Origin of the sequence: Streptomyces sp. NPDC002566, from assembly GCF_042889585.1 — a bacterium.
Lineage (GTDB): Bacteria > Actinomycetota > Actinomycetes > Streptomycetales > Streptomycetaceae > Streptomyces.
Genome location: NZ_JBIARD010000010.1, coordinates 108,514 through 125,459, shown reverse-complemented (window position 1 = coordinate 125,459; position 16,946 = coordinate 108,514). Strand labels below are relative to the sequence as shown.

Annotated in this window: 13 protein-coding genes and 1 pseudogene; 7 read left to right on the top strand and 7 right to left on the bottom strand. The window is 70.2% G+C overall.

Translation table 11 applies throughout. The features are described from left to right. Positions 1-29: 29 nt before the first annotated feature. The 5 genes from ACFYXA_RS32050 to ACFYXA_RS32030 form a co-directional block, all read right to left on the bottom strand. The gene (locus tag ACFYXA_RS32050; protein ID WP_352244941.1) at positions 30-1,289 is read right to left on the bottom strand and encodes a UDP-glucose/GDP-mannose dehydrogenase family protein; all 1,260 of its coding nucleotides are present in this window, start codon (positions 1,287-1,289) and stop codon (positions 30-32) included. 256 nt (positions 1,290-1,545) lie between these two features. Then, positions 1,546-2,805 (bottom strand): hypothetical protein, encoded by a 1,260-nt coding sequence (locus ACFYXA_RS32045; RefSeq protein ID WP_389039535.1) that lies wholly within the window; start codon positions 2,803-2,805, stop codon positions 1,546-1,548. A gap of 356 nt (positions 2,806-3,161) precedes the next feature. Next, entirely contained in the window at positions 3,162-5,219 is a 2,058-nt protein-coding gene (locus tag ACFYXA_RS32040) for a right-handed parallel beta-helix repeat-containing protein (protein WP_389039532.1), read from the bottom strand. Continuing rightward, the gene (locus ACFYXA_RS32035; RefSeq protein ID WP_389039529.1) at positions 5,216-6,487 is read right to left on the bottom strand and encodes a glycosyltransferase family 2 protein; all 1,272 of its coding nucleotides are present in this window, start codon (positions 6,485-6,487) and stop codon (positions 5,216-5,218) included. The genes ACFYXA_RS32040 and ACFYXA_RS32035 overlap by 4 nt, the downstream gene beginning before the upstream one ends. A gap of 824 nt (positions 6,488-7,311) precedes the next feature. Then, the gene (locus ACFYXA_RS32030; protein WP_389039526.1) at positions 7,312-9,186 is read right to left on the bottom strand and encodes an FtsX-like permease family protein; all 1,875 of its coding nucleotides are present in this window, start codon (positions 9,184-9,186) and stop codon (positions 7,312-7,314) included. 1,485 nt (positions 9,187-10,671) lie between these two features. Between ACFYXA_RS32030 and ACFYXA_RS32025 the strand changes: the two genes are divergently transcribed. Together ACFYXA_RS32025 and ACFYXA_RS32020 are read left to right on the top strand one after the other, a co-directional pair. Continuing rightward, positions 10,672-11,850, top strand: coding sequence for a N(5)-(carboxyethyl)ornithine synthase (locus ACFYXA_RS32025; protein WP_389039523.1), 1,179 nt, complete (start codon positions 10,672-10,674; stop codon positions 11,848-11,850). 874 nt (positions 11,851-12,724) lie between these two features. Then, complete coding sequence (locus ACFYXA_RS32020; RefSeq protein ID WP_319367138.1) at positions 12,725-13,150, top strand: DUF5994 family protein; 426 nt, start codon at positions 12,725-12,727, stop codon at positions 13,148-13,150. 282 nt (positions 13,151-13,432) lie between these two features. Here the strand turns inward: ACFYXA_RS32020 and ACFYXA_RS32015 are convergent, their stop codons facing one another. Continuing rightward, the gene (locus ACFYXA_RS32015; protein WP_389039520.1) at positions 13,433-13,612 is read right to left on the bottom strand and encodes a hypothetical protein; all 180 of its coding nucleotides are present in this window, start codon (positions 13,610-13,612) and stop codon (positions 13,433-13,435) included. Between the two features lie 49 nt (positions 13,613-13,661). Continuing rightward, positions 13,662-14,147, bottom strand: a complete 486-nt coding sequence (locus ACFYXA_RS32010) for a DUF5994 family protein (protein WP_389039517.1) — start codon at positions 14,145-14,147, stop codon at positions 13,662-13,664. Positions 14,148-14,297: 150 nt separating this feature from the next. On the opposite strand from ACFYXA_RS32010, the gene ACFYXA_RS32005 reads away from it, so the two are divergent. From ACFYXA_RS32005 to ACFYXA_RS31985, 5 genes and pseudogenes are all read left to right on the top strand, one after another. Beyond that, positions 14,298-14,549, top strand: coding sequence for a hypothetical protein (locus ACFYXA_RS32005; protein ID WP_319367136.1), 252 nt, complete (start codon positions 14,298-14,300; stop codon positions 14,547-14,549). 156 nt (positions 14,550-14,705) lie between these two features. Beyond that, positions 14,706-15,257, top strand: a pseudogene (locus ACFYXA_RS32000) (DUF5994 family protein). Between the two features lie 162 nt (positions 15,258-15,419). Further along, positions 15,420-15,611: a CsbD family protein gene (locus tag ACFYXA_RS31995; protein WP_389039514.1), complete on the top strand. Its 192-nt coding sequence runs from the start codon at positions 15,420-15,422 to the stop codon at positions 15,609-15,611. Continuing rightward, positions 15,608-15,955: a hypothetical protein gene (locus ACFYXA_RS31990; protein WP_358609204.1), complete on the top strand. Its 348-nt coding sequence runs from the start codon at positions 15,608-15,610 to the stop codon at positions 15,953-15,955. Before ACFYXA_RS31995 ends, ACFYXA_RS31990 begins: the two co-directional genes overlap by 4 nt. A gap of 147 nt (positions 15,956-16,102) precedes the next feature. Next, complete coding sequence (locus tag ACFYXA_RS31985; RefSeq protein WP_389039510.1) at positions 16,103-16,699, top strand: DUF5994 family protein; 597 nt, start codon at positions 16,103-16,105, stop codon at positions 16,697-16,699. Positions 16,700-16,946 lie beyond the last annotated feature (247 nt).

Below are 16,946 nucleotides of genomic sequence, written 5' to 3'. Positions count from 1 at the left end.
CCGCGCTGACGGCTCCCACCTCGGGTGCTTCAGGGGCGGCCCAGGGCCCGGTACTCCCAGCCGGCGGCGCGCCACTTCGCGGGGTCGAGGGCGTGGCGGCCGTCGACGATCCGGCGGTGGGCGACGACCGCGCCCATCGCGTCGGGCTCGATCTCCCGGAACTCGGCCCACTCGGTGAGCAGCACCACCACGTCCGCCTCGCGGGCCGCCGTGAGGACGTCCGTGCCGTAGTTCAGGTCCGGGTAGGCCCGCCGGGCGTTCTCCGTGGCCGCCGGGTCGATGACGGTCACCACGGCGCCGGCCTGGTGCAGCGTCCGGGCCACGTCCAGGGCGGGCGCGTCCCGGATGTCGTCGGAGTTGGGCTTGAAGGCCGCGCCCAGCGCGGTCACCCGCACCCCGGCCAGCTCACCGCCGGCCAGCTCACGGACCAGGTCCACCGTGCGGGCCCGGCGGCGCTGGTTGATGGCGTCGACCTCGCGCAGGAAGGACACGGCCTGCCCGACGCCCAGCTCCTCGGCGCGGTGGCTGAAGGCCCTGATGTCCTTGGGCAGGCAGCCGCCGCCGAAGCCGAGGCCCGGCTTGAGGAACCGGCCGCCGATCCGGTCGTCGTAGGCCAGCGCCTCGGCGAGCCCCGTGACGTCCGCGCCGGTCGCCTCGCACACCTCCGCCATGGCGTTGATGTACGAGATCTTGGTGGCGAGGAAGGAGTTGGCGGCGACCTTCACCAGTTCCGCCGTGGGCAGGTCGGTGACGACCACCGGCGTGCCCTGCGCGATCACCGGCGCGAACGCGGCACGCAGCCGCTCCTCGGCCCACTCCGACTCCGTGCCGAAGACCAGCCGGTCGGGCCGCAGGGTGTCGTCGACGGCGTACCCCTCACGCAGGAACTCCGGGTTCCAGGCGAGTTCGACGTCCGCCCCGGCCGGCGCCGTCCGCCGGACGACCTCCGCCAGCCGGGCGGCGGTGCCCACCGGCACCGTGGACTTGCCGACCACCAGCGCCCGCCGGTGCAGATGCCGGGCGAGCTCCTCCACCGCGCTGTCGACGTAGCGCATGTCGGCCGCGTACGAGCCCTGCTGCTGCGGCGTGCCCACGCAGATGAAGTGCACGTCGCCGAACTCGCCGGCCTCGGCGAAGCTCGTGGAGAACCGCAGCCGCCCGCTGTCGAGGGCCTTGGCGAGCAGCTCCGGCAGGCCGGGCTCGAAGAAGGGCACCTCGCCCGAGTTCAGCCGCTCGATCTTGGCCGGGTCGACGTCGACGCCCAGGACGTCGAAGCCGAGGACGGCCATGCAGATGGCGTGGGTGGCGCCGAGGTAGCCGGTGCCTATGACGGTGAGACGGGGTGCGTCGGTGTGCGCGTCGTCCTTCAGGGTCACGGTGGTCTCCAGGGGGTGTGTCAGGGCACGTCGGCCCGCCGCACGAGCCGGTCACGGTTGGCGGTCTGCGGAGCGATGGTGAGGAGGGAGAGGGAAGAGGGGAGGGTGGTCGGGACGGGAAGCGGAGGTCTGCGGGCGGTGAGGTGCGGGCGCGGCGGGGCCGTAGGCGTCAGGAACCGCAGTCGACGTTGGTGAGGCCCTCGTCCGCGCCGTTCGCCTTGTTGTCGCAGGCGACCTTGTTGCCCTCGGACGTGAGGTGGAAGCCGTAGCCCGGCCCGTCCACGTTGGCGGTGTTGCCCCGGAAGGTGTTGCCGGTGCCCCAGCCGCTGACGATCTGGTGGGTCTGGAAGCCGTCCATCGGCGTGTGGCTGCCGGTGTTGCCCTCCAGGAGCCAGCCGTTGCCCTTCACGTCGACCCAGGAGTCGTTGTTGTGCGAGCCGCTGAGCTTCGATCCGTCGAACGTGTTGTCGATGACCTTGCCGTCGCTCGTGCCTTCCTTGATGTCGATGGACTCCGCGGTGGTGTCGCTGATGTGGTTGCCCATCACCACGTTGCGGTCGCTGGTGTCCGTCTTGCAGTCGGTCACCGTGCACCAGTTGGACTCGGCCGTGCCGATGTAGATGCCCTCGCCGAACTTCTCGCGGCGCAGCCCGGTCGTACGGATCGTGTTGTCCCTGACCATGTTGTCCGAGCTGAAGTCCCGCAGATGGATGGCCTCGTCGCCGATCTGCTCGACGGTCAGGCCCTGGAGGACGCTGCCCACGACGCCGTCCGCCATCACGCCCTTCTGGGCGTTGCGCACGGTGAAGCCGACCAGTCGCCAGTAGCTGGCGTTCTTCAGGTGGAAGGCGTAGCCGTCGTCGGTGTCGCCGCCGTCGATGACCGCTCCGGAGCCGCCGCACAGGAAGATCGGCTTGGCCTCGGTGCCGGAGACCTCGGCGACGAAGTTGCCCGCGTACGTGCCCGCGGCGAGCGCGATGCTGTCCCCGGGCTGGGCCTGGGCGAGGGCCTGTTCGAGCGTCTCGGCGTTGCTCACCTTGACGGTGGCCGCCGGGCAGCTGACGGCCTCCGACGGCACCGAGCCGCGGGTGGGCCGGGCCGTCGACGGCGCCTTCGGGGCGACCGACCGGCTGGGCAGCGCCGAGGGGGTCTCCTCGGCCGGCAGCAGCCCGGGCGGCGACACGCTGGGCCCGGCGGTGGAGGCGCCGGCCGTCACCTTCGGCTCCGCGTCGCCGTCCCGTGCCACCACGACGATGAGCGCGGTGAGGGCGAGCAGGAAGGCGCCCCCGGCCAGCCAGACGGCCGGCTGCCGGGAGGCCGACGAGCCTCCGCCGTCCCCGGCGGCCGACGGCGCGTACGACGGCATGGGGGGCCCGGAGGCCTCCGCCGGTTCAGCCTGGCCGGCGGCCTCCGCCGGCTCGGGCAGCACGGGGGGCGCCTCGCCGTCCTTCCGGGGAGCCGGAGCCTCCTCGGACGCCGGGTCCGTTTCCGCGGCCGCCGGGCCGTCCGAAGAAGACGCGGGCGTCCCCGAGGACACAGGCGCCCCGGAGGCGGGCGTCTTCGAGGCCGCGGAAGGCTCCCCTGAGGACGCTCCCCCCTCCTCGGAAGGCACAGCGGGCTCGGACGGCACGGACGACTCGGGATTCACAGACTGCTCAGTCGGCTCATTCGGCTCGGTCGGCTTATTCGGCTCGCTCGGCTCGGTCGGCTCACTCGGCTCGGGAGAGACAGAGGACGGATCGGAAGGCATAGGCGGCAAACTCCGGCTGCTGGGCGGTCAGATCGTCATCGGGGCGCGTGGGCGGCCGACGCCGGCTGCGCGGACTGCGCCGACTGCGCGGCCGGGACGGACTGCGCGGACTGGGAGGCCCACACGCGCAGGCCGGTGGTCCGCTGGTCCTCCTCGGTGAACCACTCCCGCTTGGGCGTCACCTGACGGACCGGCACCTCGATGACGGGCGTGCCGTTCAGCGGCAGCTTGTCCTCGTACGGGTGCGCGCCCAGGCGCCGGCGGCCGTTGCGGCGGCCCCCGCGCTCACGGCCGCCCATGACCGCCGAGATCAGGATGAGCAGCAGGATGAACGTCCACAGCAGCGTCATCGGGCTGGCGTAGTGCCGGAACTTGATCCAGAAGGAACTGGTGTCGTGCCAGGCGAACAGCTGGTTCGAGCGGACGGTGATGTCGCCGTGCGCGCGGGTGGTGTCGACGGCGCTCGGGCCGACGCCGGAGATGACGTTGTACGTGATCATCGAGTCGTCGACGCCGCCGACCATGGAGATGCCGTGGTTGCGGCCGTCCTGGACGGTGTTGCCGCGGATCTCGGCCACGCTGTCGCGGACGTAGATGCCGGTGTCGGTGCCCTCGACGATGTTGCCGGTGATCGTGGCGGCGGTCACTCCGTCGCGCACCGAAATGCCCTGCCGCGACTGGCCCTTGAGGTGGTTGCCGGTGATGGCCACGTCGGTGGCGTCCTTGCGGGCCACGATGCCCATGTCGCCGCCCTCGACGCGGTTGTTCTGGACGCCGACGTCCGTGCCGCCGAAGATCTCGATGCCGTAGCGGCCGTTGTCCGTGGCGACGCTGTTGGACACGGAGTTGGAGCCGTAGCTGCTGATGGACTCGCCGGACGCGGAAGGCCCGCTGGCCAGCGGACGGCCGCTGATGGTGAAGCCGTTGCCGCCGTTGCCCTTGGCCGTGGAGCCGCTGACGCGGACCTGCTCGGTGGCGCGGGCCATGACGAACCCGTCGCCGCCGTTGTTGCGGGAGACGGTCCGCTCGACGACGGCGTTGGTGACGAACCGGTGCAGCACGACGCCGTGTTCCAGGCTCCCCTGCACCGTGGTGTCGCTGATGCTGACCCCGGTGGCGCCGGAGATGAACAGGCCGTAGGCGTTGCCGGTGACCGTCGAGTGCCCGATCTCCGCCGAGACGTACGACAGGCTGGGCACCGAGAAGCGGGTGTCCGGCGTCGTCAGCGAACCGGAGGGCTGGGCGATGACGCCGCTGCTGCCGGCCTTGGTGCCCGACCTCGCCGGGGAGTCGTCGATGTTGCCGGTGTCGGGCCGGTCGGTGCCGGTGAGGCTCAGCCCGCCGGTGCGGCCGCTCCAGAAGCCCAGGTCGGTGACGCTGGCGTAGGTCATCGAGTACTGGCCGCCGATCGCGCGGATGTAGGCGCGGCCGTCCCGTACGTCGGTGTCGGGCTTGTTCTTCTTGTCGTCCCAGCTGGTGATCCGCATGGGCGCCTGCGGGGTGCCCTCCAGGGTCAGCCGGCCGCCGAAGGAGACGATGCTGACGAAGCCCTTGTTGCTGCTCGCCATCCGCAGCGTCAGCCCGCCGGGGTTGGACAGCTTCAGCTTGGCCCCGGCGTTCAGGTAGATGTTCTCGGTCAGCAGGTAGGAGCCGTCCTGCATCCGGACGAACGTCTGCGGCGCCAGTTCGAGCAGGTCGGAGATGGTGTAGGCGTTGCTGCGCTGGGTGAGCACGAGGGTGTACCCGCTGCCGGTGTCCAGGCGGTACGGCGCCTTCCACTGGCCGCCCTTCAGCGGGGCGACGGCGGCGACCGCGCGGACCTGGTCCAGCCGGTGGTCCTCGGCGGCGACGAGCGCGGTCTCGTTCTCCGCGTCGGCGGCGTTCACCTTCGGCTTGTCGTCCGTGTCGGCGGCCGCGGCGGTCGCGGACGCGGCGAGCAGACCGGCGGCGAGCGGGACGACCAGCGCGGCGCGCAGCACCGGCACGACGGCCGACAGACGCGGCGCCCGCAGGACGGCCGGGAGGGTACGGGCGCGCAGGGCGGACGGCAGGGCACGGGTCCGCGGGGCGGACGGAAGTCGACGCTGTGTCATGACTGCTGGGCCTCCGCCCACGAGGGTGCGGTGTGGGCGGTGGACGCGGCGGCGGCCGTCGGCGCGGTGGACGCGCCGGCACGGGTGCCCGTTCCGCCGCCGAGGGACGCCGAGTTCTGTCCCTCGCCGCCGATGCGGTTGCTGGCGCGGGTCAGCCAGCCCTGCTTGTTCATGGTGATGAAGGCGAACAGCTTGATCGGCAGCGAGATCATGATGACGACGACGGCGAGCAGGGGGAGCAGCAGGATCTCCTGCGGGTGCCTGCGCAGGTGGGAGTAGCCGCGGATGCCGCGACCCACGAGCAGCCAGATCAGCACCAGGATCACGCCCCGGCCGGTCAACTCCAGTCGGCTGAACAGCAGATAGGCGAGCGCCATGCCCATCGTGACCGGCGTCAGCAGGATCTGGAACACGGTGATCTTGGTGACGAGGGGGACCCGCCAGAGCCAACCCTTGTAGAGGGCGGTGAGGTAGCACCGGTAGGAGTTGCGGCTCCAGCGCACCCGCTGCTTGACGAAGGCGCGGAAGGAGGAGGGGAACATCGACATCGCCCGCGCGGAACTCTGGTGCACGGTCTTGTAACCGGAGGCCAGCACCAGCCAGGTCAGCCGTCCGTCGTCGCCGGCGACGCAACGCCGGCCCAGGAAGAACTCGTTCTCCAGGTTCTCCAGCACCGGCGTGATCGCCGACCGGCGGTAGGCCGCCGTACGGCCGGAGAGGCAGGCCACGGCGCCCGCGCGGCCCATGGCCGGGACGTAGTCGTAGTAGCGCAGGTTGACCAGCCAGTCGGCGATCCGCCGCCAGACGCTGGTCCGGCGCTGGTAGACGTTCTGCTGGGTGCCGACGCCGCCGACCTCGGGGTCGACGAAGGGCATCTGCACGGCGGCGAGCAGCCCCGGCTCCCAGCGGGTGTCGGAGTCGACCAGCACGACGAGTTCGCTCTTCGCGGCGCGGATGCCGACGCCGAGCGCCGACCGCTTGCCGCGGTGTTCGAAGGCCAGCACGCGGACCCGCGGGTCCTGCACCTGCGCCAGCCGCTCCAGGACTTCCTTGTCCTCGACGTCCGGGACGATGATCACCTCGGTGGGATCCTGCGCCAGCCAGGTGTCCAGGCAGTCCACCAGAATGCTCGCGTCCTCGCGGTACGCCGGGACGACCACGGACACCGTCGTCCGGTAGTCGTTCACCACGGGCTTGGCGAACCGGGACAGCACCGCCCGGTAGAGCCACAGACCCCAGACGAACACGCCGGCGAGGCCGAGCGGCATCAGCTCACGCCATGACGTCTCGGCAGTCGCCGTGACAATCCATGACCAGAAATCGTCGAAGAAACCCGACACGAACTCAGAACCCCCCAGCCGGAGCGCAGCCCACCGCATGGGCCATATGTGCGACGTTCGCGGTCTACGCCGGGAAATCTAGAGCCGAAACGAGCTCTTCCGACACACGATCAACACAAAATTCACCTGAGGTGGGCACCAAACATTCACAGGACGAGCAATCTCTCAGCGAACGGTGAACGATTCGAGCACCGACTTTCGGCCACCGACCGCCGATCTGACATGTCGTCATCCCGCCTGCGCGGGAGGCGACTTGAGATGAACGCGACACGCAAGCGTACATCCCTTCCGCACCTCGAACGCGCTTGCTTCACATCATTCACACAAGCAAACGGAATGTGATATACCTCACATGCTCCGCTTCCATCGCGCGGACAGCCGTGACACGCCCGTCACATCGGCGTCACCCATTCCGTCGGCGCGGCCCCGGAGAGGGCCGCCGAGAGCGACACCACGCCCGCTACATCGAGGCGCGATCCGCATTCAACGGGGCCGGCAGCACTCCCCGCCATCGCCACGAACGCCGGCTTGAGTTCGTCGGGACGCTGATGGCGCCTTAGGCAGTCGACGAGATGCCGCGCCACCGCCGCGGCTTCCGACGGGCCCCCGCCGAGGGCCTGTTGCAGCGCGGCATCATCGTCGTCGGCGTCCCGCTCGGTGAGGATCCTGACCCCCGCGCAGCCCGGCGGCGGAAGGCGAGTTCGCGGTGCCCGGACTCGGCGCGAAGCGTCAGTACGCCCTCTGCCGCTCCGTCATGCCGCTCTCCTCGCGAACTGTTTCTGGACGCCGGACAGGGGGTGAGCGGTCATGGCCGACGGCACGGCGACCGCGAGAGCCGCGGCGAGAAGTACTCCGACGGTCCACGGCACGTCGAAGCCCGGCATCGCGCCGGCCCCGAGCACGAGGGACAGAGGGACCAGGCAGGTCACGGCCGTGACGGCGGCCAGCGCCACGCCGACCACGGTGGCGCCGGCCGCCTCGTACAGGACGCAGCGCAGCAACTGGAGTCTGCCCAGCCCCATCGCCCGAAGTTGGGAGCGCTGGGCGCGGCGGTCGCGCTGGGCGAGCGAGCAGGTGTTCGCGGCGGACAGCAGCGCATAGCCCGCGACGACGGCCACGATCAGGCGGGAGGCCAGGTCGTCGGCGGGGTTGCGGGGGGTGAGGTCGGCCAGATACCCGGCCCGTGAGGCGACCTTCTGGCCCGGCTCCTTCGGCCAGGACCGGATCTGGCCCGTGAGCAGGATGCGGTCGGCGTACGGAGACGGGGTGTGGGCGAGCGCGGTGGAACGTGGGATCACGAACTCCGGAAAGGCGAGGTCGCGTTCGTAGACGGCGACCAGGGTCAGCGTCCGGTGCGAGCCGTCGGCCAGGGTGAGCCGTGCCCTGTGGCCGACGCGCCAGTGGTGGCCGTCGGCCTGCATGACTCCGGCCGCGAAGGTCCCGTCGCGGAGGTCCGCGAGACGCCCCTCCCTCACGTCGAGGTCCACGACCCGGGCCAGCGCGGCCCCGTCCACTCCCCAAGCACCGGTGGCCGCGGGCTGGTCGTCGAAGGAGGTGGGAGGGGCGGTGACCTCGGACGCCACCAGAGGTGTGGCCGTTCCTCCCGCGTACGGCCGGGCTGTGACGGGGAGGCGGCTGCCCGACTCGGCGGTGACCACTGCGTCGGCGCGCAGTCCTTCCCCGGTCTGCCGCTCGACGGCCCGCCCGATGGTGGCACCCGCTCCGAGCAGGGACACGGCGACGCCGACCGCCAGCAGCACCGGGACCGCCATCGCCGTCGTACGCGCGGGTGTGGCCCGCAGTCCGGCGGCGGCGATACGGCCCACACGGCGGTCCAGGATCCGCAGGGCCCAGCAGACGGGGACGACCAGCACGGGCACGATCCACGGAGCGAGCACGGCCAGTGTGGGGATCACCATCAGGGCCAGCCCCGGCGCCATGGCGCCCCGCACGGTCGCGGGGAGATCCATGAACGCCATGACCACCAGCAGGGGGGCACACAGCAGCAGGGTCATGGCGATGCCGATGACCAGCCGCATCCGGCTCCGGGACGACGCCAGGGACAGCTCCGCGTCCTTGAGCAGGGCACCCGGGCTGACCCGGCCCGCGGCCAGCACACTGGCCATGGCGGCGAGCAGCCCCACCCCCGCCGTGGTGAGGCAGACGGCGATCGCCGTCCACCACGTCTGGTCGGCCGGCGGCAGTGGCACCCCCTCGGGGAACAGATCGCGGTCCACCAGCAGGTCCTTGCCGAGGTGAGCCAGGGGCACCATGCCCGCGGCCGCACCGATCGCGCCCGCGACGAGGGCGAGGCTCACCACATCCACGGCGACCGTGCGGCGCAGTTCACCGGCGGTCACTCCCAGGGCGCGCAACACCGCGAACTGGGCCAGGCGTTGCCCCGTCCACAGCGAGACGGTGGAGCCGACCACCACGACCGCGCACATCAGCAGCATGGACAGCAGAAGCGACAGAAGGTTCTTCGCGTCCATGGCGGCGTCGGCCGCGACGGAGTTCTCCGGGAAGTCCGGCAAGGCGGCCGCGGTGAACAGCAACGCGCACGCACCCACTCCGGCCGCCGTCGTCGCGCAGGCCAGCGCCGCACCGGCGACCCTGCCGGGGTACATCCGCACTTCAGAGACGAACAGGCGACGCATGCTCGTCGTGCCGACAAGGGGGTATGGGGTCCGGGACGCCGCAGGCACGGTTGACTCGCTTCTCGGGACGGGTGGATCCGGTCGCTGTCGTGGATCGATCACTTCCTTACTGGCGCCTGGCGGCAGGAACTCCCACACACCCGGGTGTTCACGGCGCCACCCCTCCGGAATTCGCCGCACGCACGATCCAAAACTTCGCACCACATGGAATCGAGTCCAGGCTTGCCATGGCACTTCGGAAGGGCAACGGACATTCATGCATGCCGTCCGAAACCGAATGATCAATGGCTGGAATCGTCCAGCCGCGCGGTTTCTTCTTGCCGACGATCAAGCCGGCGTAGTCATGAGGTTCCGACGGATTCTCGAAGCCGAGAAACGACTCACAGGTGGTCGGGGAGGCGGACAACGGAGTCGCGGCGCTGGTGGCGCCTCGCTCCCCGGAGCGAGGGAGCATGTGGGTTCCACCTCAAGCGCTCACGTTCGGCAGCGCGGCGGAAGGGGTTTCCCTAATCCTCGGCCACTGATTCACGCGAGATCCTCTGGAGCGCGCCACAAAAGAGCCACCTTGGCAGGTTCCCCGAAAAGCGGAATATCTCTCATACCTACTGAGCGGCACTCCACCACCCTGCCCCGCAGCGGGCACCACGCGTCACGCATTCCCGCCAATTTGGCCGGATTCAGAGACCGACAGGCGCTGGGTAGTTGGCCCGGGCTCGGATAACGGCGGGCGGTCGTGCAGTGTGGTCCGGGGGCGGGGGGCTTCCCCGAGCAACGGAAAACCCCAGGTCACGTGCTATGTGACCTGGGGTTCACGATGGAGCCGCCTTCGGGATTCGAACCCGAGACCTACGCATTACGAGACCATGAGCGACCGTGTTGCGTAGTGCCTAGTCGTGCTGTCCAGTGACGTTTTTCCTGATCAGAACAGGTGTAACAGGTTGACCCGTGCCACCTTGTGATGCACCGTCCAAAGGCGTCTGTCCACCGGCTGTCCACCGCTGGAGTCCTCACCGGCCCGCCAGTGAGACTGCCGCCCGTCGATCAGCGCTGCTGTCGAGCGATCGGAGGGCCGAGCGGAAGTCACTGTGAGGCCTCTACAAGCACCCCTCTGGTGGGTTCGGGCAGCGCGCAGCTCCACACACCGTCCAACCCTACCGGCCACCCGGCTCTCAGCCCGTTTCGCTCCGTCCAGCGACGCCTGGCACCAGGGACGGCCTGCGGCAGCCGCGGGGCCAGGGCCAGCATGCCGGGGTTACCGAGGCCGCACCCGACAGAGCTGACCGGTACCGTGCGACCCGATCGCCGCAGAGACGGAGCCGCCGCCTGGAAGCGCACAGGGCCACGTGTATGTCGCCCCGACCCGGCTCCCGCCCGTGCGCCTGCCCTGGCCCGCCCGTCGAGACCGGCTGCCAGCTTGCCCCGGTGTGCTGAACAGGGAGTAACCAAAGGGGCATTTTGCAGCAGCTCACGCTCGGAATCATGTCGCAGACCCGCAAGGAAAACGAGCATCGTCTGCCCGTTCACCCCGCTCATTTCGACCGCATCGACGCCGGTCTCCGCAAGCGCATCTACCTCCAGGAGAACTACGGAGAGCATTTCGGCGTCCCGGACAGCCGACTCGCCCCGCTCATCGCGGGCTTCCGCACGCGCGAGGAACTCATCGCCGACTGCGATGTCATCCTGCTGGCCAAACCGCTCCACGAAGACCTGGCGGAACTACGCGAGGGTCAGGTCCTTTGGGGCTGGCCACACTGCGTACAGGACGAGAGGCTCACCCAGACCGCCATCGACCGGCGGCTGACTTTGATCGCCTTCGAAGCGATGAACCACTGGACCCGCAGCGGCGCCTTCAACTTGCACGTCTTCCACAAGAACAACGAGCTGGCCGGGTACTCCTCGGTCCTGCACGCCATGCAGCTGACCGGCGTGACAGGCGACTACGGGCGGCGGCAGCGTGCCGTGGTCATCGGCTTCGGCGCGACCGCCCGCGGCGCGGTGACCGCGCTCAGCGCTCTGGGCGTGCACGACGTCGACGTGCTCACCGCGCGTGGCGTCACCGCTGTCAGCTCCCCCATCCACTCCGCGCGGATCGTCCACTTCGACCACGACAAGGCCGACGACACCCCCGACCCGCGACGCAGTGTCGCCTTCACCGAGGACGGCCCGCTTCCGCTGGCCGAGTTCCTCGCCGGTCACGACATCATCGTCAACTGCGTGCTGCAGGACACCGACGCGCCGCTGATGTTCCTGATAGACGAGGACCTGCCCAAGCTGGCCCCCGGCACCCTGGTCATCGACGTCTCCTGCGACGAGGGCATGGGCTTCGACTGGGCCCGACCCACCACCTTCACCGACCCGATGTTCACCGTCGGCGGCCACGTCAGGTACTACGCGGTGGACCACAGCCCCTCCTACCTGTGGAACTCCGCGACCTGGGAGAACAGCGAGGCCCTCCTGCCGTATCTGGACGTCGTGCTCCAGGGCCCCGACGGCTGGGACGCCGACGACACGATCCGGCATGCCATCGAGATCCGCCGTGGCGTCGTCCAGAACCCCAAGGTGCTCGCCTTCCAGCACCGCACCGCAAAGTACCCGCACGCCCACGAGGAGACCCGGGTGGCGTCGCGGCCGTAGCGGCAGGGCAGCCGGCGCTCAGCCGTCCTGCCACTACTGTCCCGAGCCGCCGCGTGGCGAGCGCCTTGCGGAGTAGTTCGAATCCGGTTCGTCCGTAGAGCTCCGAGACACTCGGCGATCCTGTCCCGCTCGTCCGACGGAAACAGCGGTCCCGGATCCGGGGCGCGGCGTCCCGTGGCGCCGCGGGACTGGTCCGCCGGCTGTGGGGCGCGCGTCTGCTCGTTCATCATCTAGGGCGTGTTTCGAAAGTCCCGCCTGCCCGGCGACGCCTGGCACGCCCGCTCGCCGCGTTGTCGGGATCACCCCGATACATCCAGTATCGGGGCGACCCTCCGCCTTGCGATCGCGCGCTCCCCCACGCTCGAACGAACTCGCGCGGGAGGTGCCCCCATCGCCGCCGCCGGGCCCGCCCTTCGGGCGGACGACGCTATTTTCGAAACACGCCCTAGTGCCACTTTCCTGCGCGTCGTGCTGGATGTGCGCAGCGGCATGGCCGTCAGCCGGTCGACGGCCAGTGCCGGCCCGCGTCACCGCGATGCCGCTTCCGAACAGAGGTGGTTGTGACACGGGCCGGAGTACGGTGGAAAGGACGAGGACTTTCCGTATGCCGGAACTGGGACCGGCTCGCCCGGACCGTCGCCTCGTGTTCGGGTCCACCAGCCCACCCTCCTTCCGTACCACGCCACCCGTCCTCACAGGGCAGCCCGTGAGCCCGGCCGTCCGCATCCAGGCCGCGGAACGGCAATCTCCATATCTTCGAACGCCTCGGCTGCGTGCACGACGTGAGCCGGCGAAGTCCGGCCCGCGTCGCCGCCCGCCGCGCCCGACATCAACCATTCGTCCCATCCTTGTACGGCAGTTGGCAGGAGCCATCATGACCACCGCACTGCAGCCCCCGCTTCCCTCCCATCCCCTCCTGCGCCTGCGTCTGACACCGCGCGGCAGCATGCCACGCCCCATCGATGGAGCGTGGTGGCCTCGTTCGTACGACCTGCTTGCCGAACTCCCCCGGCTGCTCGCCGGGTTGCCGCGCGCGTGGGGCCATATCACCAGCGTCACGGTCAACGGGGCGACCTGGTCCGCGGTGCCCGGCCGGATGCTCGTCTCCAACCAGGTCGTAAGGCTGCACCGGACCCTCACGGCATCCGCCGCGCACACCATCGTCCTTCTGGCGCCCGGCCAGGGGCGCTGGGACCTGATGGTCGTGCCACCGAATACGACCGAGGACGCCGCGGAAGCGCTCATGGCGGCCGGGGCGGACGGCCAGGCGCGAGAAGCTGTGGAGAATCCTCGAAGTTGATCTCGTGGGTCGGGCGCGCGTCAAGCGCGTGCGGCGAGCGGTCCGGTGCCGACTGCGCTGCCCAGCGCGGACCGAGAGGCCGATGCCGTACGGACCACTTTGTCCACGGGCGGGTGCACCAGCCCCAAGACTGTTTGCAGGTGCCGGTTCGCGGAACCCGGACTGTGGGCCTCACGGTTGGCTGAACTGTGAATCGCCTCCTTCAATCGTGGGGCCGGGTGGCACCCGGTCCCACGAGCACGTCACGGACGCGAATCCCGCGGGGCCGCACTCGGGGAGTACCTACTCACCTTCAGCGCAGGACTGGTCGGTGCCAAATAAATCCCCTGGGAGCCGGTCCGGATCGGGACCGGCCGGGGCGCTGGCTCCGGCGCCGAGACTGTCGGTCTTCCAGCCCACCACCTTCTTCGCGAGCTCGCCGGTCCACTGCCGCACCTCGGCGCCTTTCGACAGCACGGTCATCCCGGTGCCAGCACCGGAGTGGCATGACGGCCGCCTCGGCTGACCGGCGTCACGTCTTCGGCGCTGCCCGGTCGGTACCGGTGTTGATGAGGATCTGTTCGGCTTGCGTGATGTTGTCGGCGCGGATGGCTTCGGCCATCGCGGTGCGTGCCGCCTCGGGCGTCGCGTGCGGCGGGATGACGAGGAGGGAGAAGTGGTCCTGATCGCCCCTGGTGACGAGGACGGTGTCGTCGCCGACCGGGAAGGAGTCGATATGGACGACGCGGTTGTCGACGAGCAGTCGCGTTGGCAGCGCGTCCCAGGCTCCGGCATCCAGGCCGACGCGCGTGAGCGGCCCGAGGTACTCGGTCAGTGCGGAGATCAGGGCGGGAAGCTCGGCTGCGACATCACGGGAGCACGGCCACCACGCCCCGTCGAGAACGCCCCGCCGATCATGCGTGGTCTGCAGCCGTACGACAGCTGTCCCTGGCTTCACCGCCTGGTGGACGGCGTCCGGCAGGAGCCTGGTCACACGCGGGGAACCGGAGTCGGACATGACACTCGCCTGTCTGCGAGGAATATGGGTCACTTCCTCGTGTCACGGTACTCCGCGGCCCGCAGCAGTCGGAAAGCTCGCTGGTCACACGTGCCGGAGTAGGGTGAAAGATCCAGTCCACGGATCCACGCCCAAGAGGGAACGGTCGTCATGCAGCCCCAGGAAACTCCCCCCGACGGACACGCCGACGTACGTATCGTCGCCGCCTCCCCCGAGGTCGCCCGCCGGGTCGCGGAGGTTCTCCGTCACTGCTTCGCCACGACCGAACAGCGCAGCTATCCCGCGGACGCCGACGGAGGGACCCGACTGGAGCTCATTGTGGACACCACCAGCGCGGCAGAACCGGCGCGGTCCTGGCTGGAGACCAGCCGCTCCCCGGGCCAGGACGGCCGCCGGAAGTGAGGGGATCTCCGGGAGCGGTCCGTTCGGCCTCTTCGGGGAGTAGCGTGAACCCATCGGGAGCACTTCGCGCACCGGCCCCGATACCGGTGTCGTTCCTGGTGAGCAACGGCACCGGACAACTGCGCACGCGCAGCGGTTCGGAGACGGGTTCGCACGATGTCCGCGATCACCGACCATCCCGCGCCGCGCGCCGTGCCCTTCAGGGCCCCGACCGCACGCCTCGCCCTCAAACCCGTGAGCCTCTCCCCGGGACAGGTCGAGCTGGACGGCGCATGGTGGCCCCGCTCCCGTGATTTGAGCGACGAACTGCCCGCGCTGGCCGACGTCCTGGACCCGCTGTGGGGGCGGATCACCCGTATCGCCGTCAACCCCCGTTACTGGCCCGTCATCCCGTAACGGATTTTCGTCAACGGCCATGTGGTCAAGGTTGGTTGGTTCACCACGGAGCTGGACCCGCATAAGATCCTGCTGTTGTCCGGAACGTCGGGCCGCTGGGACCTCCTGGTGATACCTCCGGAGGTCAGCGCCCCGTCGGCCGCCCGGCTGATGGCCGCCGCGAGCGCGAGCACCACCCCGCAGTCGACCGCGACCGCTCTCCTGACGGCAGAACTGGTCGACGCCCCCTCCACATCAGCCGACGCCGACACCGCCGGGCCCGACGGGCTGGCGGCGGAGATGCGGCCATGTACGCCGCCGCCCCGGCCGTAACGCGGCGGCCCGGACGCGTGGCCACGGCGTTGACACGGACCGTCACCGGACGCGGAAAGGCCGCGGGGTGGCGGGCCATGCACCTCCGGAACACACGGCGAAGCATTCCGCCTCGCCCGGTCCCGGCGACAGCCCACCCACCGGACAACAGCGAGGCCGGCCATGACCGTTGCACGGAGCATCAGGAACCAGGCGCAGACGGTGAAGGGCAGGATCACGCAAGAGCTCGGCCGGGTCACCCGCAACAGGCGACTGCAGCGCCGAGGCAGCAACGACCGCGTCTCCGGAAGCCTGCAACAGGCTGTGGAGAAGACCAAGGACGCCTTCAGGCGGAACGGAAGTGGCCCCCGATGATGTACGACCAGACACGCGCCCGGCAATCCGCCGGCCAGACTCCGGGCCCGGCCGGACGCCGCAGCCCGAGCCCGGAGCCGCTGCTCCCGTCGGGCGAACAGGACAAGATCGTCCAGCGCCTCCGGCACGCCCTCAACACCTTCGCCGACACCCCGCTCGAGGCGCTGGAAGAGGCCGAGAGCGCCTACGACGAGGTCACCGCACAGCTCGTGAACGCCCTCGCGGAACGACGGCGTCTCCTGCGCGCCGGCTGGCAGGACCAGACCCCCGACGCACAGTCCGAAGAACTTCGGCACGCACTGAGGCAGTACCGGGAGATCACCCAGAGACTGCTCCACATCTAGGCGGCCACTCCTCCGCGTCGCGGCCGAGCGCGGAGTAGTGTCGACAGTACCGAGGGCATTTCGCACACCGGCTTCCACGCCGGGTCGTTCTCGGCGAAAGATGAAACCCGGGCCGCCGCAGAGGCGGCCCGGAGACGGGTCCGCATCATGCCGGCGACCTTGCACCCAACCCTGCCGCACCCCGAGCCCGTCGCAACCCCGGCCGCGCGTCTCGCCCCGAAGAGGGAGGGCGCCTCCCGTGGACTCCTGGACGGTGCCTGGTGGCCCCGCTCCCGGGATCTGCTGAGTGAACTGCCCGCGCTGACCGACGTGTTGGACCCCTTGTGGGGCCGCATCACGCGCATCGCCGTCAACCCGAAGTACTGGCCGGTCATCCCGCGCCAGGTTCCCGTGGACGGCCACATCGTCAAGGTCGGCTGGTTCACCCCGGAGATCGACCCGCACAAGCTGCTGCTGCTCTCCTACGGCACCGGCCGCTGGGACCTGCTGATCATCCCGCCCGAAACGGGAGCGGAGTCGGCGGCCCGGCTGATGGCTGCCGCGTCCGACTACGACGGCCCGCCCCTGACCGCGAGCGCGCTCATCGCCGCGGACGAGGCCCGGCACGGCGTCGGCGCGACCAACGAGCAACTGGACCCGGACGAGGCTTGGGAATACGAGGGCGGCGCCTGCGCGGTGTCCGCGGCCGTCCCGCACCAGCCCGGTCCGCCCAGTCGGCCCAGTCGCCTGATCGTCGGTATGTGAGGTGGCCGCCATGAACCCCTTCCTGACGGCCGCCGCCTTCATCGTCCTCATCGCAGCGGCGGCATACGTGATCCACCGGCTCAACATTGAGCACGCCGACAGAATCGCCGTGCACCGCTACAGCGCCCCCCTGCCCGGCCGTCGCGGACGCGGCACCCCGCTACCCCCGGTGGAACCCGGTCGGCCCCAGTCGCCGACCTCCGGCGAGCAACGGGACCACCGCGACGGGGGCCGTGGCCGCTTCCCG